At 53.8% G+C, this 24,598-nt stretch carries 31 protein-coding genes and 1 pseudogene; 26 read left to right on the top strand and 6 right to left on the bottom strand.

The annotated features are described in order from the left end of the window. The 7 genes and pseudogenes from LG52_RS06960 to cobO all read left to right on the top strand — a co-directional run bounded on the left by LG52_RS06960 (position 1) and on the right by cobO (position 6,733). Positions 1 to 1,200, top strand: a complete 1,200-nt coding sequence (locus LG52_RS06960; protein WP_033012471.1) for a cobalt-precorrin 5A hydrolase — start codon at positions 1 to 3, stop codon at positions 1,198 to 1,200. Beyond that, positions 1,146 to 2,510, top strand: a complete 1,365-nt coding sequence (locus tag LG52_RS06955) for a cobyrinate a,c-diamide synthase (RefSeq protein WP_015374898.1) — start codon at positions 1,146 to 1,148, stop codon at positions 2,508 to 2,510. Before LG52_RS06960 ends, LG52_RS06955 begins: the two co-directional genes overlap by 55 nt. Then, a complete protein-coding gene (locus tag LG52_RS06950) occupies positions 2,503 to 4,014 on the top strand; it encodes a cobyric acid synthase (protein WP_015374897.1) in 1,512 nt (503 codons plus the stop codon). Before LG52_RS06955 ends, LG52_RS06950 begins: the two co-directional genes overlap by 8 nt. Further along, positions 3,992 to 4,312, top strand: a pseudogene (locus tag LG52_RS06945) (RNA-guided endonuclease TnpB family protein); the annotation flags it as partial. The gene LG52_RS06950 and the pseudogene LG52_RS06945, both read left to right, overlap by 23 nt. A 69-nt stretch (positions 4,313 to 4,381) precedes the next feature. Beyond that, complete coding sequence (cobT, locus tag LG52_RS06940; RefSeq protein WP_078172627.1) at positions 4,382 to 5,440, top strand: nicotinate-nucleotide--dimethylbenzimidazole phosphoribosyltransferase; 1,059 nt, start codon at positions 4,382 to 4,384, stop codon at positions 5,438 to 5,440. Further along, a complete protein-coding gene (cobA, locus tag LG52_RS06935) occupies positions 5,437 to 6,207 on the top strand; it encodes a uroporphyrinogen-III C-methyltransferase (RefSeq protein ID WP_008880165.1) in 771 nt (256 codons plus the stop codon). The genes cobT and cobA overlap by 4 nt, the downstream gene beginning before the upstream one ends. Then, a complete protein-coding gene (gene cobO, locus LG52_RS06930; RefSeq protein ID WP_044731379.1) occupies positions 6,188 to 6,733 on the top strand; it encodes a cob(I)yrinic acid a,c-diamide adenosyltransferase in 546 nt (181 codons plus the stop codon). Before cobA ends, cobO begins: the two co-directional genes overlap by 20 nt. Before the next feature lie 40 nt (positions 6,734 to 6,773). Here the strand turns inward: cobO and LG52_RS20120 are convergent, their stop codons facing one another. The 3 genes from LG52_RS20120 to metA form a co-directional block, all read right to left on the bottom strand. Then, on the bottom strand, positions 6,774 to 6,923 hold the full coding sequence (locus LG52_RS20120) for a hypothetical protein (protein ID WP_011231282.1): 150 nt from the start codon (positions 6,921 to 6,923) through the stop codon (positions 6,774 to 6,776). Between the two features lie 185 nt (positions 6,924 to 7,108). After that, positions 7,109 to 7,207: a YjcZ family sporulation protein gene (locus tag LG52_RS18845; RefSeq protein WP_011231280.1), complete on the bottom strand. Its 99-nt coding sequence runs from the start codon at positions 7,205 to 7,207 to the stop codon at positions 7,109 to 7,111. Positions 7,208 to 7,379: 172 nt separating this feature from the next. Then, a complete protein-coding gene (metA, locus tag LG52_RS06925) occupies positions 7,380 to 8,288 on the bottom strand; it encodes a homoserine O-acetyltransferase MetA (RefSeq protein ID WP_014195890.1) in 909 nt (302 codons plus the stop codon). Positions 8,289 to 8,407: 119 nt separating this feature from the next. On the opposite strand from metA, the gene LG52_RS06920 reads away from it, so the two are divergent. From LG52_RS06920 to LG52_RS06910, 3 genes are read left to right on the top strand one after another with little or no spacing between them, the layout of a single operon-like run. Continuing rightward, on the top strand, positions 8,408 to 8,923 hold the full coding sequence (locus LG52_RS06920) for a hypothetical protein (RefSeq protein WP_014195889.1): 516 nt from the start codon (positions 8,408 to 8,410) through the stop codon (positions 8,921 to 8,923). A gap of 60 nt (positions 8,924 to 8,983) precedes the next feature. Next, entirely contained in the window at positions 8,984 to 9,460 is a 477-nt protein-coding gene (locus tag LG52_RS06915; protein ID WP_014195888.1) for a glutathione peroxidase, read from the top strand. 18 nt (positions 9,461 to 9,478) lie between these two features. Next, positions 9,479 to 10,624, top strand: a complete 1,146-nt coding sequence (locus tag LG52_RS06910; protein ID WP_015374895.1) for a conserved virulence factor C family protein — start codon at positions 9,479 to 9,481, stop codon at positions 10,622 to 10,624. 53 nt (positions 10,625 to 10,677) lie between these two features. On the opposite strand, the gene LG52_RS06905 is transcribed toward LG52_RS06910, so the two are convergent. Beyond that, the gene (locus tag LG52_RS06905) at positions 10,678 to 11,061 is read right to left on the bottom strand and encodes a DUF4183 domain-containing protein (RefSeq protein ID WP_011231275.1); all 384 of its coding nucleotides are present in this window, start codon (positions 11,059 to 11,061) and stop codon (positions 10,678 to 10,680) included. Positions 11,062 to 11,502: 441 nt separating this feature from the next. Between LG52_RS06905 and LG52_RS06900 the strand changes: the two genes are divergently transcribed. Beyond that, the gene (locus LG52_RS06900) at positions 11,503 to 11,886 is read left to right on the top strand and encodes a DUF4183 domain-containing protein (protein WP_015374894.1); all 384 of its coding nucleotides are present in this window, start codon (positions 11,503 to 11,505) and stop codon (positions 11,884 to 11,886) included. A 93-nt stretch (positions 11,887 to 11,979) separates the two neighbouring features. Here the strand turns inward: LG52_RS06900 and LG52_RS06895 are convergent, their stop codons facing one another. Continuing rightward, a complete protein-coding gene (locus LG52_RS06895) occupies positions 11,980 to 12,426 on the bottom strand; it encodes an NUDIX hydrolase (RefSeq protein WP_011231274.1) in 447 nt (148 codons plus the stop codon). 250 nt (positions 12,427 to 12,676) lie between these two features. Between LG52_RS06895 and LG52_RS06890 the strand changes: the two genes are divergently transcribed. The 15 genes from LG52_RS06890 (at position 12,677) to LG52_RS06830 (ending at position 23,141) form a co-directional block, all read left to right on the top strand. Continuing rightward, the gene (locus LG52_RS06890) at positions 12,677 to 13,114 is read left to right on the top strand and encodes a BrxA/BrxB family bacilliredoxin (RefSeq protein WP_011231273.1); all 438 of its coding nucleotides are present in this window, start codon (positions 12,677 to 12,679) and stop codon (positions 13,112 to 13,114) included. Positions 13,115 to 13,212: 98 nt separating this feature from the next. Then, positions 13,213 to 13,344 (top strand): YuzL family protein, encoded by a 132-nt coding sequence (locus LG52_RS18840; protein ID WP_011231272.1) that lies wholly within the window; start codon positions 13,213 to 13,215, stop codon positions 13,342 to 13,344. Positions 13,345 to 13,991: 647 nt separating this feature from the next. Beyond that, positions 13,992 to 15,176, top strand: coding sequence for an LL-diaminopimelate aminotransferase (locus LG52_RS06885; protein ID WP_011231271.1), 1,185 nt, complete (start codon positions 13,992 to 13,994; stop codon positions 15,174 to 15,176). 21 nt (positions 15,177 to 15,197) lie between these two features. After that, positions 15,198 to 15,776: a YpjP family protein gene (locus tag LG52_RS06880; RefSeq protein WP_031213148.1), complete on the top strand. Its 579-nt coding sequence runs from the start codon at positions 15,198 to 15,200 to the stop codon at positions 15,774 to 15,776. A 91-nt stretch (positions 15,777 to 15,867) separates the two neighbouring features. Further along, positions 15,868 to 16,572: an anthrax toxin lethal factor-related metalloendopeptidase gene (locus LG52_RS06875; protein WP_011231269.1), complete on the top strand. Its 705-nt coding sequence runs from the start codon at positions 15,868 to 15,870 to the stop codon at positions 16,570 to 16,572. Between the two features lie 74 nt (positions 16,573 to 16,646). After that, positions 16,647 to 17,441, top strand: a complete 795-nt coding sequence (gene thyA, locus LG52_RS06870; protein ID WP_011231268.1) for a thymidylate synthase — start codon at positions 16,647 to 16,649, stop codon at positions 17,439 to 17,441. 13 nt (positions 17,442 to 17,454) lie between these two features. Further along, positions 17,455 to 17,949 (top strand): dihydrofolate reductase, encoded by a 495-nt coding sequence (locus LG52_RS06865; protein WP_033006160.1) that lies wholly within the window; start codon positions 17,455 to 17,457, stop codon positions 17,947 to 17,949. Positions 17,950 to 18,128: 179 nt separating this feature from the next. After that, positions 18,129 to 18,572 (top strand): YndM family protein, encoded by a 444-nt coding sequence (locus LG52_RS06860; protein WP_011231266.1) that lies wholly within the window; start codon positions 18,129 to 18,131, stop codon positions 18,570 to 18,572. Between the two features lie 315 nt (positions 18,573 to 18,887). Beyond that, complete coding sequence (ilvA, locus tag LG52_RS06855) at positions 18,888 to 20,159, top strand: threonine ammonia-lyase IlvA (protein ID WP_011231265.1); 1,272 nt, start codon at positions 18,888 to 18,890, stop codon at positions 20,157 to 20,159. Between the two features lie 96 nt (positions 20,160 to 20,255). Further along, the gene (locus LG52_RS06850; RefSeq protein WP_011231264.1) at positions 20,256 to 20,507 is read left to right on the top strand and encodes a YpmP family protein; all 252 of its coding nucleotides are present in this window, start codon (positions 20,256 to 20,258) and stop codon (positions 20,505 to 20,507) included. Positions 20,508 to 20,682: 175 nt separating this feature from the next. After that, a complete protein-coding gene (locus LG52_RS19710) occupies positions 20,683 to 20,781 on the top strand; it encodes a DegV family protein (RefSeq protein ID WP_231584432.1) in 99 nt (32 codons plus the stop codon). 4 nt (positions 20,782 to 20,785) lie between these two features. Continuing rightward, positions 20,786 to 21,085 (top strand): DegV family protein, encoded by a 300-nt coding sequence (locus tag LG52_RS06845; protein ID WP_255209653.1) that lies wholly within the window; start codon positions 20,786 to 20,788, stop codon positions 21,083 to 21,085. 54 nt (positions 21,086 to 21,139) lie between these two features. Beyond that, entirely contained in the window at positions 21,140 to 21,712 is a 573-nt protein-coding gene (locus tag LG52_RS06840; protein ID WP_044731378.1) for an SCO family protein, read from the top strand. Between the two features lie 74 nt (positions 21,713 to 21,786). Next, a complete protein-coding gene (locus LG52_RS06835) occupies positions 21,787 to 22,569 on the top strand; it encodes an SGNH/GDSL hydrolase family protein (protein WP_020279612.1) in 783 nt (260 codons plus the stop codon). Further along, the gene (locus tag LG52_RS06830; RefSeq protein ID WP_044731377.1) at positions 22,566 to 23,141 is read left to right on the top strand and encodes a YpmS family protein; all 576 of its coding nucleotides are present in this window, start codon (positions 22,566 to 22,568) and stop codon (positions 23,139 to 23,141) included. The genes LG52_RS06835 and LG52_RS06830 overlap by 4 nt, the downstream gene beginning before the upstream one ends. A 74-nt stretch (positions 23,142 to 23,215) precedes the next feature. Here LG52_RS06830 and LG52_RS06825 read toward each other — a convergent pair whose 3' ends face one another. Beyond that, positions 23,216 to 24,580: an RsmF rRNA methyltransferase first C-terminal domain-containing protein gene (locus LG52_RS06825; protein ID WP_020279614.1), complete on the bottom strand. Its 1,365-nt coding sequence runs from the start codon at positions 24,578 to 24,580 to the stop codon at positions 23,216 to 23,218. Between the last annotated feature and the right edge of the window lie 18 nt (positions 24,581 to 24,598).

The raw sequence follows: 24,598 nt of genomic DNA, 5'->3' as shown, positions 1-24,598 counted from the left end.
GTGGGAGTTGCTGCCGCGAACAACAAAAGACACGGCGCCTATGCTGTCGTGGCCATTACGAAACACGGGGTCGAGATCGCCCGACGCCTTGGAGGCGCTCTTGCGGGAGCGGACGTTTATTATACGGATAAATTCGCCCGCGGCGATGAAGCCAAGCACGGGATCCGCTTGTTTTCCGGCAACGTCAGGGCCTTGTTGCCGGAGTTGTTCGCCCGCTATGACGGACTCATTTGCATCATTTCGCTCGGCGCTGTCGTACGGATGATCGCTCCGCTGTTAAAAGACAAAAAGACCGATCCTGCGGTCGTGGTGATCGATGATAAGGCTGAACATGTGATCAGTGTTCTTTCCGGCCATTTGGGCGGAGCGAACGAACTGACGCGGCGCGTTGCTGCCATTTTAAGCGCCCGCCCGGTTATTACGACCGCTTCTGACGTGCAGCAGACAATCGCCGTCGATCTGTTCGGTCGCCAGTTCGGCTGGGAATGGGAATCAGCTGACAAGCTGACGCCGGTGAGCGCCGCGGTCGTGAATGAAGAGCCTGTCGCGATCGTGCAAGAGTCGGGGGAAACCGGCTGGTGGCCGGAAGGGCGGCCATTGCCCAAAAACATTGCCGTGTACGGCTCGATCGCGGAAGCGCTCGCTGCCCGCCCGGCGGCCGCGCTTGTGGTCACTCATCGCCTGCTTGCGCCGGAAGAAGAGGCCATTTTGCAAAACGGCGTTTTGTATCGCCCGAAAGTAATCGCGCTTGGCATCGGCTGCAACCGCGGCACATCGGCTGACGAAATCGAAGCGGTCATCCATGAGACGCTCAATGAGCTGCGCTTTTCGATGAAAAGCGTCAAAGCGGTGTGCACCATTGATTTGAAAAAGGATGAACAAGGACTTTTGGAGGTAGTCAACAAATATAGATGGGAATTGGTTGCATATACGCCAGAAGAGCTGAACACGGTGCCGATCGAAGCGCCGTCGGAAACGGTGTACCGCTACACCGGCGCGTATGGGGTGAGCGAGCCGGCGGCGAAATTGTACAGCGGGGCCGATCGGCTGGCGCTGGTGAAAAAGAAGTCCGGCAATGTGACGATTTCCGTAGCGCTCATCGATCATCAAAAGAAAGCGACCATGCAGGGAAAGGGGAAAGAGGCATGCGACGGCTTGTCATCGCCGCACCGGGAAGCGGCGCCGGCAAAACGACCGTGACGCTTGGATTGATGGCGGCCATGAGGCAGCAAGGATATACGGTGCAAGGGTTTAAATGCGGCCCGGACTACATCGACCCGACTTACCATACGGCTGTGACCGGCCGGCCGGCGCGCAACTTGGACAGTTGGATGATGGGAAGCGAAGCGGTCAAAACGGTGCTCGCCAACGGTTGTCAAGGGGCTGATATCGCCATCATCGAGGGGGTGATGGGGCTGTTTGACGGGAAACAGCCGCTTTCTGACGAGGGGGCGACGGCTGAAATCGCCGTATTGACCGAAAGCCCGGTGCTGCTTGTCGTCGATTGTTCCGGCATGGCCCGCAGCGCCGCCGCCATCGTCCATGGGTTTCAAACGTTTCGCCCCGATGTGCGCCTCGCCGGCGTATTTGCCAACCGCGTCGGCAGCGAAGGGCATTTTCGGCTCGTCAAAGCGGCAGTCGAGCAAACGTGCGGGGTGCCGGTCGTCGGGTTTCTCACGCAAGACGAAGCGTTGGCGCTGCCAGAGCGCCATTTAGGGCTCGTGCCGTCGGTGGAGCGCGGCGAACTGGATTCGTTTTTTGCCGATCTGGGGAGAAAGGTGGCGCGCACGATCGATTGGGAGACGCTCCTTTCGATTGCAGAAGCGCCAGCCCTTTGTTCTCCGGCGCCGCTCATTCGCCCTTCGCGGCCGTATCGCGTGCGCGTGGCGGTTGCCAAAGATGCCGCCTTTCATTTTTACTATCCGGAGAATCTGGAGATGCTTTCTGCCTGCGGCGCGGAGCTTGTCTACTTTTCTCCGCTCGCCGGCGAGCCGCTTCCGGATGGGGTGAACGGATTGTATATCGGCGGCGGGTTTCCGGAAGAGTTTGCCGCCGAGCTCGCCAGGCAAGCCGCGGTCAAACAGTCGATCCGCGCCGCCATCGAACACGGGTTGCCGACGTTGGCCGAGTGCGGCGGGTTTATGTTTCTCACCGAACAGCTTGTTGCGACGGACGGTTCGGCCTATGAGATGGCGGGCGTCATTCCGGGGAAGGTCGTGATGAAGACGAAGCTCGCGGCGCTTGGCTACCGCGAAGTGCGCGGTCGAAATGGAAATTTTCTATTGCCGGAAGGAGAAACAGCGCGCGGCCATGAGTTTCACTACTCCGTTTATGAGCCGCGCGGCGAGACGCCGTTTGCCTACGAAACGAGCGGCCGGAAAGGAACGAAGCCTGACGGTTATTTGGCGCACCGGCTTGTCGCTGGCTATGTCCATTTTCATTTCGCGTCCGCCCCGGCGATGGTTGAGCGGTGGCTCGCCGAATGCGAGAAGGTGACCATCAATGGCTAAGGCGCTGCCGATTATGTTTCAAGGCACCCATTCTGATGCCGGCAAAAGCGTCATCGCCACCGCGTTTTGCCGCATGTTCGCCCAAGACGGCTGGAAGACGGCGCCGTTCAAGTCGCAAAACATGTCGTTAAACTCCTACGTGACGCCGGACGGAAACGAAATCGGACGGGCGCAAGGAATTCAGGCCGAAGCGGCCGGAGTGGCGGCGCGCGCTGAGATGAATCCGATTTTGATTAAGCCAAGCCGCGAGCATGAATCGCAAATCGTTGTGCTTGGCAAACCGTACGGCAATATGCAGGCGTTCGCTTACCGGAACGAGTTTTTCCACCAAGGGCTGGCCGTCATCCGTCAGTCGCTCGAAACGTTGATGAACGAGTATGACCGGATTGTCATTGAAGGAGCGGGAAGCCCGGCGGAAGTAAACTTAAACGACCGCGAGTTGGTCAACATGCGCATCGCCCGTCTCGCCAACGCCCCGGTCGTGTTGATCGGCGATATTGAGCGGGGCGGGGTGTTCGCGAGCCTCGTTGGAACGCTGTCGCTGCTTGAGCCTGAGGACCGAAAGCGGGTCATTGGGGTCATCATTAACAAGTTTCGCGGCGATGTGGCGCTGCTTAAGCCGGGGCTCGATTGGTTTGAGCAGCACACCGGCGTGCCGGTGCTTGGCGTCGTTCCATATTTGCCTGATTTGGCGATCGATGCTGAAGATTCGCTGTCGCTTGAGCGGTTTGCTTCATCTGTCGGGGGAGAGGAAGCGATTGATGTCGCTGTCATCCGCTGTCCGAAAATCGCCAATTTCACCGACATCGACCCGCTGCTGGCAGAACCGGACTGCCGCGTCCGGTTGGTGACGCACGTCGACGAGCTTGGAGCGCCGGATGTGATCGTGCTTCCCGGCAGCAAAAACACGATCGAAGACTTGATTTATATGAAGAAAAGAGGACTCGCTTCCCGCATTGTGTCGCTTGTCAATGAAGGAAAAGCGAGAGTCGTCGGCTTATGCGGCGGCTACCAAATGCTTGGCGCCGTCATCCGCGATCCGTATGGAGTCGAGACGCCGCTCCCCGAAGTAAAAGGACTTGGTTTGCTGCCGATTGAAACGACGCTTGAGCGGACGAAAATCACGATCCGTACGGAAGGGATGCTTACGTGGGCGGGCGAGCGGTTTTCGGTGCAAGGATACGAGATTCATATGGGCCGCTCGGCGCCGCTTCCTGGCTATGCGCCGCTTATTGAGGCGGACGGCCGCCATGAAGGGGCGAAGCACAGTGATGAGCGGGTGCTGGGCACGTACATGCACGATTTGTTTCATAACGATGCGTTCCGCACCGCGTTTTTCAACAACATTCGCCGCCAAAAAGGAATCGCTCCTTCTGGCGTCCGACTCTTTCGCTCGCTCAAAGAAAAGGCGTTCGACCGGCTTGCCGCTCATGTCCGCCAGCACGTGGCGGTCGAGCGGATCGAACAGATGATGCGTCAATTTGGCTGTCGCGATCACAGTTGAAGTCCAACAACGGGAAGACACCAAGGCAATGGGCGTTGATTTGGGACTTCGTTATATCGCCATTGCCAGCATTGGAACGAAATCGTTGTTTTTCAAGGACAGCCAATGCGCTTTCATTCGCCGACGATATGCGGCTTTGCGGCGAACGTTGGGCAAAGCGAAGAAGCTCCATATGATTCGCACAATCGGCCGTAAAGAGTCCTGCTGGATGAAGGATATAAACCATAAAATCAGCCGTCAAATCGTCCGTTTTGCCCTCGCCAACGGTGTTGGCATGATTCGGATGGAAAAGTTGACGCGTTCCCTCAATCATAGACGAGAAAGGAGGAAGCGCATATTCCCGCTTGATGGGGGATAGTGTGCGCCCATGATGAATGTTTCCATCCCACCGATCCACCGTGAAATGGTTGAACAAGCGCGTGCCTATATCGATCAATTGACCAAACCGCCCGGCAGCCTCGGCCGTCTTGAAGAAGTGGCGACAACGCTTGCCGGCATGACCGGGGAGCTGCTTCCACGCGTCACTCCGCCCGGAGTGCTCGTGTTTGCGGCCGATCATGGCGTCACGGAAGAAGGGGTGTCTGCCTATCCGGCCGAAGTGACGGCGCAAATGGTGTACAACTTTGCCAACGGCGGAGCGGCGATCAACGCCTTCAGCCGTCAAATCGGCGCGTTGCTTCAGGTGATTGATGTCGGTGTCGCCGTGCCGATTGCTGATGAGCGCGTCATTCAGAAAAAGGTGCGCCCGGGAACGAACAATTTCGCGGAAACGGAAGCGATGACGCCGTCCGAGGCCGAACAGGCGCTTCATGTCGGTTACGAACAGGCGGCGTCCATCATTGAACAAGGCGTCCGCACGCTCATTGTCGGCGAAATGGGCATCGGCAATACGACCGCCGCGAGCGCCTTATTGGCCACGTTGACCGATGAGCCGCTTGAGCGCATCGTTGGCAAAGGAAGCGGCATTAAGGAGGAAATGCTTGCCCATAAACAGGACGTGATCCGACGGGCGCTCTTGCTTCATCGGCCGGATCCGGCGAAGCCGCTTGAATGGCTTTCGAAAATCGGCGGGTTGGAGATCGCTGCTATGGCCGGGGCGATGCTGGCAGCCGCCGAACGGCGCATCCCGATTTTGCTTGACGGTTTTATTTGCACGGTGGCTGCCCTTGTGGCCCGCCAGTTTGCCGTGAACGTCACAGACTATATGATTGCCGGCCATCGTTCGCAAGAGCCGGGGCACAGTATAGCCCTTCGTTTGCTAGAGAAGGATCCGCTTTTGGATCTCGGCATGCGCCTTGGCGAAGGAAGCGGCGCGGCGGTAGCGTTTCCGCTCTTGATTTCAGCAATGGCGATGGTGAACGAAATGGCGACGTTCGCCTCGGCGGGCATTTCCACGGCCAATGCGAAAGGGGAGAAGGGGCGATGACCGTCGGCAAAGTGTATTTAGTCGGCGCTGGGCCGGGTGATGAAAAGCTCATCACGGTTTACGGCCGCGAATGCCTAGAACGGGCGGATGTCATTATTTACGACCGGCTCATCAACCGTAAGCTGCTGCGCTACGCGAAGCCGGACGCTGAGCTTCTTTACTGCGGCAAAGAGCCGGGAAAACATGACACGGTTCAAGAACAAATTCATGAGCTGCTCGTTTGGCATGCGCAACAAGGAAAAACGGTCGTCCGCTTAAAAGGCGGCGATCCGTGCATTTTTGGCCGCGTTGGTGAAGAGGCGGAAGTGTTGGTGAAAGCCGGAATTCCGTTTGAAATCGTTCCAGGGGTGACATCCGGCATCGCTGTGCCGGCGTACGCCGGCATTCCGGTCACCCACCGTGATTACGCCGCCTCGGTGGCGATGGTCAGCGGGCATCGGAGTGAGCGGATCGATTGGGAGGCGCTGACTCGAGGATGCGATACGATCATTGTCTACATGGGAGCGGCCAACTTGTCGGATATTTGCGGCCGTTTGATGGCGGCCGGAAAGCCGTCGGATACGCCGGCGGCCATCATTGAATGGGGGACGACCGAGCGGCAGCGCACGGTGGCGGCGACGCTTTCGACGCTGTCAGACGAGGCGGAACAGGCGGGCATTTCCCATCCGGCCATCATCATCATCGGCGATGTCGTTCGTCTGCGTGAGACGCTCCAATGGTTTCCGGAGCGGCAAGGGGGCGTGGTCGATGCCGACGCCTCGTCGTAGCGGGCGTGTCATCGTTTATACGGGCGACGGAAAAGGAAAAACGACGGCCGCATTGGGGCTTGCCCTGCGTGCCGTCGGCCGGGGAATGAACGTCGCGGTTTTGCAGTTTTTGAAATCGCCGGAACGAACATACGGCGAGCAGTTGGCCCTAGAGCGCCTTGGCGTCGACGTCCGTCAGCTCGGCGCCGGCTTCACATGGACGAAAACGCCGGACATCCACCGGGAAGCATTGAAGCGTGCCTGGGCGGTGGCCAAAGAATATGTGTATTCCGGACGGTATGATATGATTGTGCTCGATGAACTGAACAATGTGTTGGTCATTGACCGCTTTCCCGTTGAAGATATCGTATCAGTCAGCGAGGTGCTCGAGCTGATCCGCACGCGCCCGCCGTCGCTCCATCTTGTCATCACGGGGCGCGCGGCGCGCCCTGAGCTGATGGCGGCTGCCGATATCGTTACGGAAATGAAGCTCATCAAGCATGACTATGAACAAGGAAGGACCGCGATGAAAGGGATTGAATTTTAGAAGCAAAAAAGCGGCTAAAAAACGGCCGCTTTTTTGCAGGTTAGGCATTTTCATCGGTTTTGTCATTTTGGATTTTGTTTTGCCGACGTCCTTTGCTGTTATCGCCGGAAACCGGGCCGCGAAGCAAGGCCATCGGATCTTGCGTTGGCGCGTTTTGATTGCGGCTGCCGTTGTTTGGGCGTTTCGTCATGAGCTCCACCTCCTTTGGCTGCCGTTGTCATACGTTTAGCATGGACGATGCCTTCATTCCTATGCATGGTTGTCTACAGCCCAGCATAAAAAAAGCGGGAAGCGTTCGTGTTCCCGCTTTCCCGCTGCAAGCCGGCCGGATGCTGGCAAACACGGCGGCCGGATGAAGGCAATCAGTGATTTCGGTTAGTAGGCATATCCGCCCAAGCAGGCACATCCAACAATAATCAACAAAATAAACAGAACGACAATCAACGCAAAGCTGTTTCCATGCCAAGCGCCCATCATGTTCACCTCCTGGTGGAATCTATCGTATTGTATGTCAAAAAAAACTAAAAGAACAGGGCGATTGTCGAAACACGAAAACAATCGGCCAAAATGAGAAAAACGCCTTGCATATGTTTCAGCAAGGCGTTTTTTCGGGATGGTTCAAGTGAAATGATTGCATATATTGATTTCATTCCCATTCATAAGGCGTTTCTTGATACACGTAATAGTTCAGCCAGTTGACAAACAGTAAATTGGCATGCGAGCGCCATGTGTTCAGCGGCGGCTGGCTTGGGTCATCATTGGGAAAGTATGATTCTGGGATGTGAATCGGCAGCCCTTTCGCCAAGTCGCGTTCATATTCTTCTTTGAGCGTTGTCGCATCATATTCTGGATGACCCGTTAAGAAAATGCGGCGCCCGTCGTTCGATGCAACGAGGCAAACGCCGGCTTTGTCGGACATGGACAAAATTGTGAGATCTGGCACTTTTTCGATGTCTTCGCGCTTGACGTCGGTATGGCGGGAGTGCGGCATGCGGAACACATCGTCAAAACCGCGCAATAGTTTCACGTTTTTCGCTTCCACCGTATGGTTGAACACACCGAAGCATTTTTCCGGCAATGGGTATTTCGGAATGCCGTAGTGATAGTATAAGCCAGCTTGTGCTCCCCAACAAATGTGCAACGTTGACGTGACGTTCGTTTTCGTCCATTCCATGATATCGGTCAGCTCATCCCAATACGTAACTTCTTCGAACGGCAATTGCTCGACCGGGGCTCCGGTGATGATCATTCCGTCGAACTTGCGATGGCGGATGTGCGGGAAAATCGTGTAAAATTGTTCTAAATGATGTTTGCTTGTCGTTTTCGGCTCATGGGTCGCCGGGCGCAAAAAGGTGACGTTCACTTGCAGCGGCGAGTTGCCAAGCAGCCGCAGCAACTGTGTCTCTGCTTTTTCTTTTTCGGGCATCAAGTTTAAAATGATGATGTTGAGCGGCCGGATGTCTTGGGAGTAAGCCCGTTCTTCGTCCATCACGAAAATGTTTTCCTGTTCGAGTATTTCTTTCGCCGGCAAGTCTTTTGGAATATTGATTGGCAATGGTGTCCCCTCCGTTTCTGTCTCGTTACTAAATACCTTAATTATAAAAACTTTGTCAACATTCTTCAATTGATTTTTTTGACCTTAAACAGCTGGTGAACAAAAAGGGGGAATTCCGATTGGATCCGACAGCCTTTGACAATTTAAAAACGGTGTTGGAAGGGGCGGTATATGACGCGGATTTGCAAGGGCGCATTGCCGTGGTCGAGCGCCGCGACCTTGTCGATTTGGCCCGTTTGTTTCGGGAGTACGCCATTTCATTTCGGCTGAATGATGCGCCCGATCCGCTCGTCGTCTGCACCGCGCGGCTTTCGCTTGATTTTGCTGAGCTGGTCAATGAGCGGCTCTATCACGGCCGGGCCGGCTGTCGGCTCGCTCTTCTGTTTACCCTTCCGGTTCGCCGCTCGTCCGTTTGTGCGCTCATTGAAGGAACGCTGCGGACGATTTGGGGGGAGGAGCGAATCATCCGGCAAACGCTCCGCTTTCCATTTCCACATGAACGCGGCCCGTATGAAAATGAAGCCGTGGTCGAATTTGCACGCCTCATTTATGAGGAAAACGCCGCCGATTTGCCGGAGATGGTGCCGTATATGGTTTCATCACTTGAACAATTGCAGCTGTTCGCCGGGCAGTAACGATGCAAAAAGTAGAAACAAACCATGAAATCCGCTATGATGGAGATGAGGTGAAAAATCATGAGTGTATATGAATTCAGCGCCAAAACCATTCGCGGAGAGGAACAACCGCTTTCCGTCTATCGAGGCAACGTGCTGTTGATTGTCAACACGGCGAGCCGTTGCGGCTTCACCCCGCAGTATAAAGAACTGCAGGAGCTGTATGACGAATATCGCGATCGCGGGTTTGTTGTGCTCGGCTTTCCGTGCAACCAGTTCGGCGGCCAAGAGCCGGGGACGGAAGAGGAAATCGAGCAATTTTGCCAGTTGAATTATGGTGTGACGTTCCCGCTGTTTGCGAAAGTGGATGTGAATGGCGATCACGCCCATCCGCTGTTTCAATATTTGAAAGAAGAGGCGCCGGGGGCATTGGGAACAAAGGCGATCAAATGGAATTTCACGAAGTTTTTGGTCGACCGCAACGGCAAGGTTGTAGCTCGTTTCGCACCGCAAACAAAGCCAAGCGAGCTGAGAAAGGAAATTGAAAAGCTGCTGTAAGGCAAGGAGGGGTAACGCTTGCGCATTCAAGCGATTGAGCCGACGCCAAGCCCGAACACGATGAAAATATTGCTTGATGAAGAATTGCCTTCCGGCACGCGCCATAACTACAAACCGGACAACATCAGCGAAGCGCCGCCGCTTATTCAAGCATTGATGCGCATTGACGGAGTGAAAGGCATTTACCATGTCGCTGATTTTTTGGCTATTGAACGCCATCCGAAATACGACTGGCGCGACATTTTGGCGAAAGTGCGCGAAGTGTTCGGCGAGAAAGTGGATGACGGCGCCGAGACAAAGCCGAAAGGAAACGAACATTTCGGCGAAGTGAAAGTGTTCGTGCAAATGCTGTACGGTCTGCCGATGCAAGTGAAGCTTGTCGATGGGGAGCGCGAACACCGCGTCGGGCTGCCGAAACCGTTTATGGACGCGGTCATTGAGGCGCAAAAATACGCAGGAAATGTTGTGCTTGAGCGCAAATGGGTCGAAAAAGGAGTGCGCTACGGCACGTTTGAGGAAATCGGCCGCGAAATAGTCGATGAGCTGTCGGCAGCCTATCCGCCCGAGCGGCTGGAGCGGATCGTCAACATGTTCCGCCGCGGCGAGCAGGAAAAAACGGTGCAAAAGCGTCCAAGCCTCAAAGTGACGAGCGAGATGCTCGATGACCCGGATTGGCGCAAACGGTATGCCGCGCTCGAACAGATGGCCGAGCCGACCGAGGACGATATCCCGGTGCTGGCCAAGGCGCTCAAGGATGAAAAAATGGCGATTCGCCGCCTGGCGACGGCGTATCTCGGCATGATCGGCGGCAAAAAGGTGCTTCCGTATTTGTATGAAGCGTTAAAAGATCCTGCTGTCGCTGTCCGCCGCACCGCCGGCGACTGTTTGTCCGACATCGGCGATCCGGAGGCCATTCCGGCCATGATCGAAGCGCTAAAGGACGAAAGCAAGCTCGTCCGTTGGCGCGCGGCCATGTTTTTGTACGAAGTCGGCGACGAATCGGCGCTGCCAGCGTTGAAAGCGGCGGAAAACGATCCGGAGTTTGAAGTGAGCTTGCAAGTGAAAATGGCCATTGAACGGATCGAAGGCGGCGAAGAAGCGAAAGGGTCTGTGTGGAAGCAAATGACGGAGAGCCGGAAGAAAGAGAACGAAACAGAACAGTAAACCAGGCGCGCCCATCGGTGCGCCTGTTTTTATGATCGAAAAGAGTACGGCTGTTACGTCGTCACAGTAGTGTTGGAGCTTGGAGCGAATTGGACAATTTCGAGCACAACCGGGGTGTTAGCTGGAATCGAGCCGCTTCCGGTCGGGACGGTAATGGACAGTGACCCGACGCCGGTAGCTCCTGGGGTGTACGTCGATATCCCTTCCATTTGCAAAACGCCGTTAATGTACACGTTAAAGTAGCTATTGTTAGTTGCCAATGCTGGCAGCTGTGTCGCTTGGCTGCCGTCGTCTTGCAAAAAGCTGGCTGCGTCGATCGTTAAGGTTGCTCCTTCTGCTGTTTCAGCTGTTGTGATGTAAAAAAATCTTGCGACGTCTGGTGCAACCTCTGTCGTGGTAGTAGCGGCGACAAACAATTTAATTAATTGCAAAGCCATACAATCTCCCCTTCTCCATTTTGTGTTTAACATGCTGTGGCCCCGAAGCTGAGCCAATTATCATCCGTTCTTTTTAGTATCTGGAACTCTGTTGGCAATCAGCCGGTGCCATAGGTTCATTTTATTGTATGGATTAATTACAGAGGATGGCTCGGCGATTGCCGTAATGGGAGAAAAATGATGTTTTTGCCCTGCTATACCAGCCTGTTTTACCAGTGAATTTGAATTATGAAACAAACATTTTAAACGAATTTGGTCGTTTTATGATCCTGTTATAATAGACGGAATTAAGTGGAATATAGTGATTTTTTACTACCGTTCATTAACCTGCCATTTTGTTTGCTATTCACTTTGAAGATGGGAGGTGAATATACTAATGCAAAATATCTTGCGGAGTGAAATGATCACGAAACAATATGGTGTGTTTGGGTGAGCAAACGAATGAAACGGACATCTTCAACAGCAAAACATGTGATTGCTGCTTCCAAAGTATACGATTGGACCCATGCTGTACTGACCATTCCCCTCCGTGTGGCGCTCCACTTCCCTCCGCGTGTCTTGCAGGCGGAAACGTACCAGTATAACACCATATCAGACGGAGTGAAAACCGTCTATACAGACGGCGATGAACTGAGAGAGTACGGCGACCGCGGTATTTTAGATCCGAAACATGTATCATGGATCAACTTGTTTATTAATGGGGTGCTGCAACCGGAAAAACTGTATGAGGTGGAAAAGGGGAAACTGACGTTGAAAACAGCCGAGCCGCCGCCAAAAGGTGCGCCGATTATTCTTCAATTTATTACCATTAAAATGGGCTTCTAAATTTTTTTGCCCCTCCAGCTGCGGATTTGGTTCTTAGAAAAGAGTGTTTTCAACAATGGTGAAGCCTTGGAGAGAGCTCCAAGGCTTGGCTCGTCATCCCCTGAAATATTGTTCGATAAAATCTTTAACAAGAGGAGAGAGTTCGTTTGGCAATTCATGAAAAGGGAAGAATTTCACTTCCAGCGATTCTTCCCCGTCTTCTTTCAGTTCTCCACCGCGGATATCACGGGTGAGATAAACAACAGTGACTGGGTAATATTGATCTCCATTAGGCAGCCGAACAAAATATTTTTTTCCAGAAAACACATCGACTAGTTCCAGTTTGCCGATTTCCAGCCCTGTTTCTTCCCACACTTCCCGCCGGGCTGCTTCTTCTGCGGACTCCCCCAACTCCAACAAACCGCCGGGCAGTCCCCATAAGCCGTCGCGGCGTTTCTGCAATAAAATCCGCCCGCATTCATCGGTGACAGCGACCCCGGCTCCCGCCAAGATGATCGGCCGGGTTCCAATGATTTTTCGCAGTTCTTCAATGTATCCCATGTGCACGCTCCTTTCATGGCCATCGATGGCATAGTATATGTTTGGTCGCTGACAATGGCCGCGGCGGTTGATAGAAAGCGAAACGAAATCGCTCGTTTGATGGCGGCCAAACGGGTGCGTTTAGCCCCGTTTGTTCTGAATGATGCCGTTTAGAGACATGCGGCCGTGGACGGTTCTCTTCATTGATTTTTCAAACGAAAATATAGTATGCTGATAGCGCAGCGATGATGAATGTGGAGGGATGAGGGCAATGTCAATGGCTTACGAAGACTATATGCGCCAACTCGTGCAGCCGATGCGCGATGAACTTGTCCGCGCCGGTTTCCGCGAATTGCGCACAAGCGAAGAAGTCGAGCAGTTTATGAAACAAGTGGAAGGAACGACGTTTGTTTTTGTCAACTCAGTGTGCGGCTGCGCCGCTGGATTGGCGCGCCCCGCGGCGACGCAGGCGGTGTTGCGGAGCGAGAAAAAGCCGGACCATTTGGTGACGGTGTTCGCTGGCCAGGATAAGGAAGCGACAGCGAAAATGCGCGAGTACTTTGTCGGTTATCCGCCGTCTTCGCCGTCGATGGCGCTCTTAAAGGGGAAAGAAGTCGTTCACTTCATTCCGCGCGAAGACATCGAGTTTCACTCGATGGAGGACGTGATGGAAAATATTTTGGCTGCGTTTGACAAATATTGCGGCTGATGCGGTGCGAGCGAGGAGCGAACCGCTTGCGTTGATTCGCTTTCGTTCCGCATACAACGGCGCGTTGGCGGGAACGATAAGGGCGGAGGTGATCGGGCGTGCCGAAGCGGAAAAAAGATCGTTCGAAAACGGGCGTCAGCGCCCCAGATGTTCGAGGGCAAGGCACGACGGAGACGGAGACAGGCGCGTTCGAGCTTGACTCTGCCCGCAAAAAAACAAAAATCGATTAAAAAGGAGCTCCCGATGCGGGGCTCCTTTTGTCGTTTTCATGCGCAAACTCCCTTCGCATCCAACAGAATGCCAAGGGAGCTGGATGGATCGCCAAGAGCGTTTAGGCGTTGGCGATACAACTATAAATAAAGTAAAGCAATGTAATGAGGCTGGCCGCAAAAAAGATCGTGTTCATGTTTCATTTTTCCCGCCTTTCTGTCTATATTTTCGCTGAGAATCTATGATACACTATTCATGTGAACTACCCCCACTTCGCTTTGCTTGAAGTGGGAGCTTCTCAGTTCCACGACGAAAGCATTCTTTCGTCTCCCTGAGCGTGACTTCGGGTCGTCCCAACCCTAGGCATCCGACGATTCGGAGTTCTTTCGCGCCTTGGATATTTTACGCATGGAAGGCTTTGCTTGGTTTTCGCATTGGATATTCTCCATGCAACCCCCTATATCCAGTTCACAAAGAACATGATATACCTTGATTTTATCATGTGTTTTGGCTGACGCCAACCGACATCCATTTGTCGCTGATCGCTGGGCTGCAACCTTCACGCGGTTGAAGCGGGTGTCTTCTTTCGGAACTATGATAAAAGTATATACCAACAAAAGCAAAAAGAAAATGCAGTTTTTGTCTTGTCAAGGGAGAGGAAGACGAAATGAAAAAAGCGAAACGAATGAACGCGTTTTCGGCATCGATTTTCGCCGAGTTGACGGCGTATCGTCAAAAGCAGCGCCACCTTCATGACGAGTGGATCGACTTGAGCGTTGGCAGCCCGGATTTGCCCCCGGCGCCGTTTGTGCGTGAGGCGATCGCCCGCTACGCCAACGAGCCGAATGCGTACGGCTACACATTAAAGGGCATTCGCGAGTTTCATGAAGCGGTCGCCGATTATTATCGGACGGCGCATGGCGTTGTGCTCGATCCAGAGACGGAAGTGACGTACGTGATCGGGTCACAAGACGGGCTCGTTCATTTGCCGATGGTGTTCGCTGACCCGGGGGATGTCATTCTATTGCCGGATCCCGGGTACCCGGCGTATGCGGCGGGGGTGGCGATGGCGGAAGCGATGCCGTATTTTCTGCCGCTGAGGGAGGAAAACAGCTTTTTGCCGGATTTGCGTGCGATCCCGGAGGACATCGCCAAACGGGCGGCGATCATGTTTCTTAACTTTCCAGGGAATCCGGTGCCCGCCGTAGCGACAGAATCATTTTATCGCGAAGTGGTTGAGTTTGCGAAGCGGTACGATATCCTCGTTGTTTCCGATTTTGCTTACGGCGAGCTGTATTATGACGGAAACAAACCGGTGAGTTTTCTTTCTGTTCCAGGCGCAAAGGACGTTGGCGTGGAGATCAATTCGTTGTCAAAAAGCTACAACATGGCCGGCTGCCGGGTCGGCTACTTATGCGGAAATGCCGAGGTGATTCGTGCGTTTGCCGAGTTCAAGTCCAATTTGGATTACGGCATTTTTTGGCCGCTGCAAAAAGCGGCCGCGGAAGTGCTCCGCCATGGCGCCGGCTTTTGCGCCCAGAGCCGCATGATGTATCAAGCGCGCCGCGATGTGCTCGTGGATGGACTCGCTGACATCGGTTGGACGGTTGACCGTCCGCAAGCCGGCATGTTCGTGTGGGCGAAAATTCCGGACGGATGGACGTCGCTTTCGTTTGCGAAGGCGCTCATCGACCAAGCCGGCGTCGTTGTGACGCCTGGGCACGCGTTTGGGCCGAGCGGCGAAGGGTATGTGCGCATCGCCCTTGTCCAGCCGGAAGAAGTGTTGCGCCGGGCGGTCGCAAAATTAAAAGCGACCGGCTTGTTCGCGTCTCCGGCCGCTGATCGGCGGTAGCGGGAGGTGAAGGCGATGAAGCTGCCGTCTTGGCTTCGAAAAACGCTTGTTGCCGCCATTACCGTCTGCACGTTTGGACTCGTCACACCGCCCGCTTCGCTGCTCGCGGCCAAAGATCCGCCGTCAGATGATGCATCGTCTTCCGACTGGCAGCACAGTCCAACAAGTCGTGCCGAGGAAGCGGTTTCGTTGACGCGAGCTCAATTCATTGAGCGGACGATGGAAAAGGCCGTTGCCCAGTCCCATGAAAAATTCGGCCGCAAAATCGCTCCGGTCATTGAAGATGAGTTTCGCGCCGTCATTTTGCCGCGCATGGAAGAAGTGATCGCCGAGCTTGCCGATCGTTATCCGGAAGAGGAGCTCCGCTATTTGGCTGTTTCGGAAAATCCGTCTGGCGGGCAAGGAGAACGCATTTTTCATTTGTATCGGGCGGATACGGGAGAGGATTTGATCCGCTTTCACGTCCGCCGCGAGCATCCGCCGCAAGACGGATATTGGTTTCAGTTTCACTATCATACATGCGATGATGGGTTTCAAGCCCATCATGAACTCGGGAAAATCTACTGGTCAAAAAATACGCCGCCGAACTGGCGGACGTAGCAGGCCGCGGTTCTTTCCTTATTTTGCGCGTTTTTTCCCGCTTCGTTCTATGATATGATTTTCATAGATTGAAAGAAGCGGGGGAACCACGATGAAACGGCTGTTCACTAGTTTGTTGGCGGCGCTGTTCGCCGTTCCGCTTCTATCGTTCTCACCGTATCCGGCTGCCCATGGCGTGCTGCTTGAAGAAAGCAGCCTTGGTCTTAGGGGTGTTCCGTCTCATGATGTGCTTGGCCGCATCATCATCGTGCCGGAGACGGAGTTTTCCGCCTCTGAAGCGAATGAAATGATCCGGACGCTCGCCCGCATTGATCGCACGATTTTAGAGCAGGCGGCGGACCACCATATTTACATCCAACTGTTGACCGGCCCGATCACCGATGAGCCGACGGCCCGCCATTTGCGCGGAAAAACGCCGCGCGGTTATATGCCGGGTTCGAAAACATGGGATGACGTGCCGGGCATCGGTGGGTCGCATTTAGTGCTTGTCCGCCTCGGCCATAGCGAAAAAGGAAAAGGGCATGGCTCGGTCAATTTGGAGCTGCATGAGTTTGCTCATTCGCTCGATTACATCGTATTTGACCGCATTCATGAAACGGACGAATTTCAAGCGATTTGGCGGGAGGAGGCGCCGCGGCTCTTTCCTGGCGAATATTATTTTTTGACTTATCCGGAAGAGTATTTTGCCGAGTCGTTTGCCTATTATTATGCAAGCGACAAGACGCGGCAAACGTTGCGGGCGGCAGCGCCGAGAACATATGCGTTGATCCGCGGATTGGCGGAACGGGCCTCGTAAAAGGCTCGTTTTTTTATGGACAAGTGGTTCACCATGCGTTGCTTTATGGTATGATAGAGCGTGAGGTGAGAACATTGCGGCAATATTTGCAGCTTTTGGAGGATATTTTGGAAAACGGCGTCGAAAAAGAAGACCGCACGGGCGTCGGCACGCTGTCGGTGTTCGGCCGCCAGCTCCGCTTCAACTTGCAAGATGGATTTCCGCTCGTGACAACGAAAAAATTGCATATCCGCTCCATCATTTATGAACTGCTTTGGTTTTTAAAAGGCGATACGAACGTCCGCTATTTGCAGGAGAATGGCGTGACGATTTGGGACGAGTGGGCGGACGAAAACGGCGATCTCGGCCCGATTTACGGCGCGCAATGGCGCTCATGGAAAGGGGCGGACGGGAAAACAATCGACCAGATCGCGTGGGTCGTCGAGGAGATCAAACGAAATCCGAATTCACGCCGGCTGCTTGTGAGCGCTTGGAACGTGGCGGAATTAGACGAGATGAAGCTGCCGCCGTGCCATTATGCCTTTCAGTTTTATGTCGCGAACGGTCGGTTGTCGTGCATGTGGCAGCAGCGCTCCGTTGATACGTTTTTAGGGCTGCCGTTTAACATTGCCAGCTACGCGCTGTTGACGCATATGATCGCCCAGCAATGCGATCTCGATGTCGGCGAACTCATTTTCACCGGCGGTGATGTCCATTTGTACAAAAACCATCTCGAACAGGCGAAACTGCAGCTGACGCGCGAGCCGCGCCCGCTGCCGAAGCTCGTGATCAAACGGAAGCCGCCGTCCATTTTCGATTACGAATACGACGATTTTGAAATTGTCGGCTACAACCCGCATCCGACGATTAAAGCACCGGTGGCTGTGTAAAGGAGAGGACGCGATGATTTCGCACATTGTGGCAATGGATGAAAACCGGGTGATCGGCAAAGACAACCGCTTGCCTTGGCATTTGCCGGCCGATTTGGCGTATTTTAAACGGGTGACAATGGGCCATGCCATCGTGATGGGGCGCAAGACGTTTGAAGCGATCGGTCGGCCGCTTCCCGGCCGCGATAACGTCGTTGTCACGCGCAACCGCTCGTTTCGCCCGGAAGGCTGCCTTGTGCTTCATTCGCTCGAGGCAGTCAAGCAATGGATCGCATCGCGCGCTGATGAAGTGTTTATCATCGGCGGGGCCGAACTGTTTCGGGCGACGATGCCGATTGTCGACCGGCTGTATGTGACAAAAATTTTTGCTTCCTTCCCCGGCGATACGTTTTATCCGCCCATTTCTGACGATGAATGGGAAATCGTTTCCTATACGCCAGGAGGGAAAGATGAAAAGAATCCGTATGAACACGCCTTTATCATTTATGAGCGGAAAAAGGCGAAATAGATGGGACACGGGCATGGATATGCGTTTGTCGTTGGCGTACGAAACGTTTGCGAAGACGACCCCAAAACGGGGCGTCTTTTTGTTTGAGATCCGAACATTTTGAAAACGTGTTTCTGCATAGAAGCGGGGCGAAAAAGGAACGATAATCAATAGAACCACAATGGAAATGGAGGAAGACGATGAAACATATCGTTCCGTTTGTCGTCAAGCTCGCTGCTTGGAGCGTCGTCTTGTTTTCGATGTTTACGATCTTCGATGCCCCGCTTTCCTTGATTTCACTCATGACGATCGTGACGGCGCTTGTTTCTTATATGATCGGCGATCTGTTCGTGTTGCCGCGCGTCGGCCATTTTGTCGCTGCCGCTCTTGACGTGCCGCTTTCCTTTTTGCTTATTTGGCCGGTCAGCTTTGCCCTCATTGCCCCGTCCGTCAACATGGCATACGGCGCGTTTTTCAGCGCCTTGGCGATCGGGGCGGTTGAAGCGTTTTTCCATTTGTATATGGAAAACCATGTGCACGAAGAAGCAAGACGGGAAGAAGCGCACCGCTGGTATGATGAAGGAAGATGGGCGACGGAATTTGCCGAGGAAGAAGAGTTCAAAAAAGAGGACGACCGGGCATAGCGCCGGTCGTTTTTTCTGTCCGCTTGCGCATGAAGAAGTAGTTCGCCGTACATATGCTGCACAATTCGCCGCGTTGCCGTCTGGCAGGACGGCTAGAGAGAGGTTTCGAGCAGGAAGGACGGCGCTCATCGGATGGCGTCAGTCCAAAAGCGTGAATCCGGCCGGCGGAAGCGTCCGGTAAAGCGGGATAATCGCGATGATCGCGAGCCAGCCCATCTTCACTCAAAAACTTTTCGAAAATTCCCTTTTCTTTTTGCGGATTTGTGATATAATCTACAAATCAAAGACAACTTAGAAAAGAAAGGGAACGAGAGCATGGAACAACAGCTGAAACGGAAGCAAGGGGCGGTATACGTCGAGGACATTTTGATCGCGTATCATACGCTGAAGGATGTTGTTTTCCATACGCCGCTGCAAAAAAATCCGCTGTTATCCGAGCGCTACGAGTGCAATGTCTACTTAAAGCGCGAGGATTTGCAAGTCGTGCGTTCGTTTAAGTTGCGCGGGGCGTACAACCGGATGAAGCATTTAACCGATGAGGAGCGGAGAAACGGGGTGGTATGCGCCAGCGCCGGCAACCATGCCCAAGGGGTGGCCTATTCATGCCGGGCGCTTGGCGTGCACGGGAAAATTTATATGCCGGCGACGACGCCTCGGCAAAAAGTGTCGCAAGTGCAGCTGTTTGGCAAAGACATGGTCGAGATCGTGCTTGTCGGCGACACGTTTGACGATTCATACAACGAAGCGGTGAAGTGCGCCGAGGCGGAAGGGCGGACGTTCATCCATCCGTTTGATGATGAATACGTCATTGCCGGACAGGGGACGATTGGCGTCGAGGTGTTAAACGACTGTGATGAACCGATCGACTTTTTGTTCGCCAGCATCGGCGGCGGGGGATTGATGGCCGGACTAGGGACGTATGTGAAAAGCATTTCTCCGTCCACCAAAGTCATCGGGGTCGAGCCGGCTGGCGCCCCATCGATGAAAGCGGCGCTCGAGCGCGGACATGTGGTGACGCTCGATGAAATCGACAAGTTCGTTGACGGCGCTGCCGTCAAGACGGTCGGGGAAAAGACATTCGCCTTATGCCGCGGGGTGCTTGATGACATCGTCGTCGTTCCGGAAGGAAAAGTATGCACGACGATTTTGGAGCTGTACAACGAAAACGCCATTGTCGCTGAACCGGCAGGGGCGCTGCCGATCGCCGCGCTTGATTTTTACAAGGAACAAATCCGAGGCAAAACAGTCGTCTGCGTCATAAGCGGCGGCAACAACGACATCGACCGGATGCAGGAAATCAAAGAGCGTTCGATGATTTACGAAGGACTGCAGCACTATTTCATCGTCAACTTCCCGCAGCGGGCTGGGGCGTTGCGTGAGTTTTTGGATGAAGTGCTTGGGCCGACCGATGACATCACCCGGTTTGAATACACGAAGAAAAACAACAAAGAAAGCGGACCGGCGCTCGTCGGCATCGAACTGAAACGGCGCGAAGACTACGCGCCGCTCATCGAGCGGATGAAGAAAAAAGGCTTCCCGTTCCAAGAAGTGAACAAAGACCCGAACTTGTTCCATTTATTGATCTAACGAAAAAAGTCGGAACAAATTCGCCGCATTCCGACATACTTTTTCACCGGATTGGTGTATAATAAAAGTAAATCGGTGAAAAAGAGGATTGATATTTTGCTATTCAAAAGCCTCGAGTTTCAAAACGCGTATGGGCAGAAGGTCAAGATTATCGAAATTCCAGTATTGGAGGAAGAGAATACGTACCGATTCATGGTCCAACTGCGCTTGGAGGCGTTTATTGCAAAAGTGTATCGGTCGAGAACAAACCGTTCCGTTTACTCGTTCCGCGAACATTTGAAGAAAGTGCTGAAATGGCCGGTATATGAACAGATCTTTAAAGAAACGGCGTTAAAGCATAATGCATGACTGTTGTTGTTTTGCCCTTGGCGGCAAAACAACTTTTTTTCTGCCGGTATCGTTCATAATGGGCGATGTTCCTGCTTGGGGATGAGCCAAGCTTGCTCATGGACGTTTTTAGGTAGGATTTTTGCCGGTTTCATTATATAATGGAAACGAGATCATCAGTATTAGGAGTGAGCGAATGAAACCAATCAAAATTGTAACCGACTCAACGGTCGATGTGCTGTTTTCGGTGCTTGCCGAGCACGGCGTTGAAGTCGTTCCGCTTCATTTGACATAAGCCGATCGCCGCTCTGGTTGACGGGCTGTATACGCCGGTTGCCCAGGTTCGCAGCTTTTCGCAAGCGGTGTCCCATTTGGCGGGCCGTCTTGTCGAGGAACAAGGGGCCAAACGGGTAGAGAAAATCGCCATCGACCATGCCGATGCTCCTCGGTGGGCGGAGCGGCTCAAGGAAGCGGTGACAGACATCATCGGCTATTCACCGATTGACATCGTTGAAACAACGACGGTCATTTCCATTCACACCGATCCTGGGGCGTTGGCGCTCATGTACTACACGGAGGAAGCGGCGCTTGATGAATAAACGCCGTTGTTGTGCGGCATCAACATATTTTTGTCGAAAAGGAAGGATCCATCGATGTGGAAACGAATCGCGCTTTTTCTCGTTGTTCTTTTGCTGGCGGCGTGCGGAAAAACGATTCCGGACGCCAAAAACTGGCCGGTGGAGGACTTTACGTTTGTCGATCAGACGGGCAAGCCGTTTGGGCTTCGCGACTTAAAAGGAAAAGTGTGGGTCGCCGATTTTATTTTTACAAACTGCGAGACCGTTTGTCCGCCGATGACGGCCCATATGGCGAAATTAAAACAAATGGCAAAGAAAGAAGGACTGGATGTCGAGTTTGTCTCCTTCAGCGTTGATCCGGAAGTCGATACGCCCGAAAAACTGGCGGCGTATGCGAAACAATTTACAGACGACCTATCAAACTGGCATTTGCTGACCGGATACAGCCCGTCTGAAATCAGCGAGCTGGCGCAAAAAAGCTTTAAAACGATCGTGCAAAAGCCGGCCAATGGCGATCAAGTCGTGCATGGCACCAGCTTTTATTTGGTCGGGCCGGACGGAAAAGTGGTTCAGACGTACAGCGGCGTGCAAGATGTGCCGTACGAAACGATTTTAGAGCATATCAAAATCGTGCAGTCGTCGCAATGAGGCAAAAACGGCTACCGCCTTTTTGCCTTCTTTTCGTCTTTCCCCTTGTTGCGGCAAAAGGCAGGTGTCAAACAATGAGACGGTGGGGATGGTTGTTGTGCTGCTGGCTGCTCGCCGGATGCGTGTCGCTTTCGGCGGGCGGAAAGCCGGAGCGCCCGCATGAAGCCGCCGTCAAGCAGACGGAAGCAAAGCCGCTTCCGAAAGATATACATTTGGTCGCTTTGGGCGATTCGTTGACGGAAGGAGTCGGGGATGGCGAAGGGAAAGGGGGCTATGTTGGCCGCCTTGTCCCGCTCCTTTCGGCAGAAGACGGAGTGCGGACGGTCACCGTGACGAATTTAGGAAAACGCGGCCGGCGCATTGTGGAGCTCAAGCCAGTCATCAAGGCGCATGAAAGGGAAATCAGCCAAGCGGATCTCGTCCTTGTCACGATCGGCGGCAATGATGTGATGAATGTCGTCCGTTCACATTTTTTTGATTTGTCGCACGAACGGTTTGTGAAAGAGGCAAAGGCATTTGCCTCTCGATTGGACCATCTCATTCTATCATTGCGCACGGTGAACCCCGATGCCGTCGTTGTGCTCGTCGGCTTATACAACCCGTTTTCGAGCACGTTGCCGAACATTCCGGAAATCGATGATGTCATCGCTGAGTGGAACAGCGCCAGCCTGGCAGTGCTTTCACGGTATGAGCGAACGATTTTTGTCGATATCCAAGACATTTTTGCTGACCGCGATGATTTGCTCTACCGCGATGAGTTTCATCCGAATGCCGCAGGATACGAACAGATGGCCATACGGGTGTATGAAGCGTTAAAGGAACGAAAAGAATGGTGGATAGGGAGATTGCTGCAATGAATTGGAAACGAGCGTTTTGGATGTTGGCGGCTGTCAACGCGGCGGTCATTGTTTTAGCCGCCGCCTGGCTGCTTAAGCCGTCTCCGCCGGTGAAACGGCCGGCGCATCCGGATGTCGAAGGAGCCTCATTTACTGTTTACTCGAAGAAAGCGCATTTGAACGCCATCATGAACGACTATTTGGCAGAAAAAACGAAAGGCCATCCGCTGCAATACCGCGTTTGGCTCGCCGATCGCGTCTATGTTTCAAGCGAAATCCCCATTTTAGGCCGCTCGGTCGAACTTGTCGTCTCGTTTGTGCCCAAAGTAATCAAAGGAGGGAATGTCGAGCTCACGGAGCCGACGATTTCGCTCGGCGACTGGAAGCTGCCAGTGACGTATGTGCTTCGCTACTTACAAAAGCACGCCCCGCTGCCGGATGAAGTGGCGATTGACCCGGAGCACACCCGCGTCTACGTCGCGCTCACGGACATTCGCTTTGGCAACGGTTATCAGGTGGCGGCAAAAAAAATCGATTTGGCCGCCGATGAGATCGTGTTTACCTTAACAATTCCGACGAAGCAGCACCAGTAAAAAAGACTGTCCGCGTGTGCAGGACAGTCTTTTTTGCGGTTAGGAGCTTCTTTGTCACCCGCTTTTCCGATGCTTCAGATGAGACGGAGCCCTTTTGGATAAAAGTTTTTCACCGTTCCTTTCACTTCTTTCCCCCAGGCGAACGGAAATCCATCCACGGCCACAAGCAGCCAACCGCGGTCGCCGCCGGTGGAAAGCGTCTCGCCGCGCCAATATTGGACGATTTCGCGGCTCGCGCTCGATAGGTCAAGCACATGTTTCGCTTCCTCTGTCCGCAACGCCAAGGCAAGGGCATGGTTCGGCTCAAACCGCTCTTTTTTCACATCCCCTAAGTGCAACCCGGCGCGGACGATTTTCAAACCGGACAAATCCGGGCAACGCTCGGGCAACACAGTCAAATGGGCGCCAAATGACACGAACGTGCCGTCTCGCTCTGTCCGCAATGCCTCTTGTTCAAACTGGCGATACAGGCGGATAGCGGCTTTTGGCGCGCTCGATTTCGCCCACCGCCCTCGCCAAGGTGAGGTGGGCCGCTGTTTTTGCAGTTTGGCGACAAAATGCCCTTCCCCTTTCAGACGGTGCGGCCAAAGGCGGGCGGTGTGTACGAGATCGGATCGATTGGTTTTCGTCCATTCCGGCCGCCCTGGCTCGATGCCGCCGATTTTCGCAATGGGCAACAACTGCAAATCCTCGTACGTCTCAAGCAGCCATTCAATCGTTTGTTCGTTTTCCTCCGGAGAGAACGTGCACGTGGAATAGACGAGAATGCCGCCTTCTTTCAGCATCGCATAGGCGCTTTCCAAAATGCGCCGCTGTCTGGCCGCACATTCTTCCACATAAGCCGGGCTCCAAAACGAAGCGGCCTCTTCATCCTTGCGAAACATTCCTTCGCCGGAACAGGGGGCGTCGACTAAAATTTTGTCAAAAAAGCCCGGAAACTGCTCGGCAAGCGCCTCGGGAGTTTCATTGACGACAACGGTGTTCGTCAAGCCGAACCGTTCGACGTTCTCTGCGAGCGCTTTGACCCGTTTCGGGTGGATTTCGTTGGCGACAAGCAGCCCTTTGTTTTCCATCATCGCTCCAAGCTGGGTCGTTTTCCCGCCAGGGGCGGCGCACAAGTCAAGGACCCTCTCCCCAGGGGCGGGACGCAGCGCTTCGGCGACCGCCATCGCGCTCGGTTCTTGAATGTAATACAGGCCGGCCGCATGGTACGGATGCTTTCCCGGCTGTTCGTCCGGCTCATAATAAAACCCGGTCGGGCAAAACGGCACCGGGGAAAGGGAAAAGGGCGCCGTTTTTGCCCATGCGCCCGGGTCGGTTTTCAACGGATTGACGCGCAAGCCGTTGATTTTTTCATTTTCATAAACAGCGAAAAACTCGTCTGCTTCTTCATCAAGCAGCTTCTTCATTTTCGCGACAAATGCTTCCGGCAATCTCAACGCAGCAAACTCCTTTCT

Origin of the sequence: Geobacillus kaustophilus (genome assembly GCF_000948285.1) — a bacterium.
In the GTDB taxonomy this organism is placed as follows: domain Bacteria; phylum Bacillota; class Bacilli; order Bacillales; family Anoxybacillaceae; genus Geobacillus; species Geobacillus thermoleovorans_A.
The sequence above is the reverse complement of the archived record's forward strand: the minus strand, read 5'-3'. Positions and strand labels throughout refer to the sequence as shown.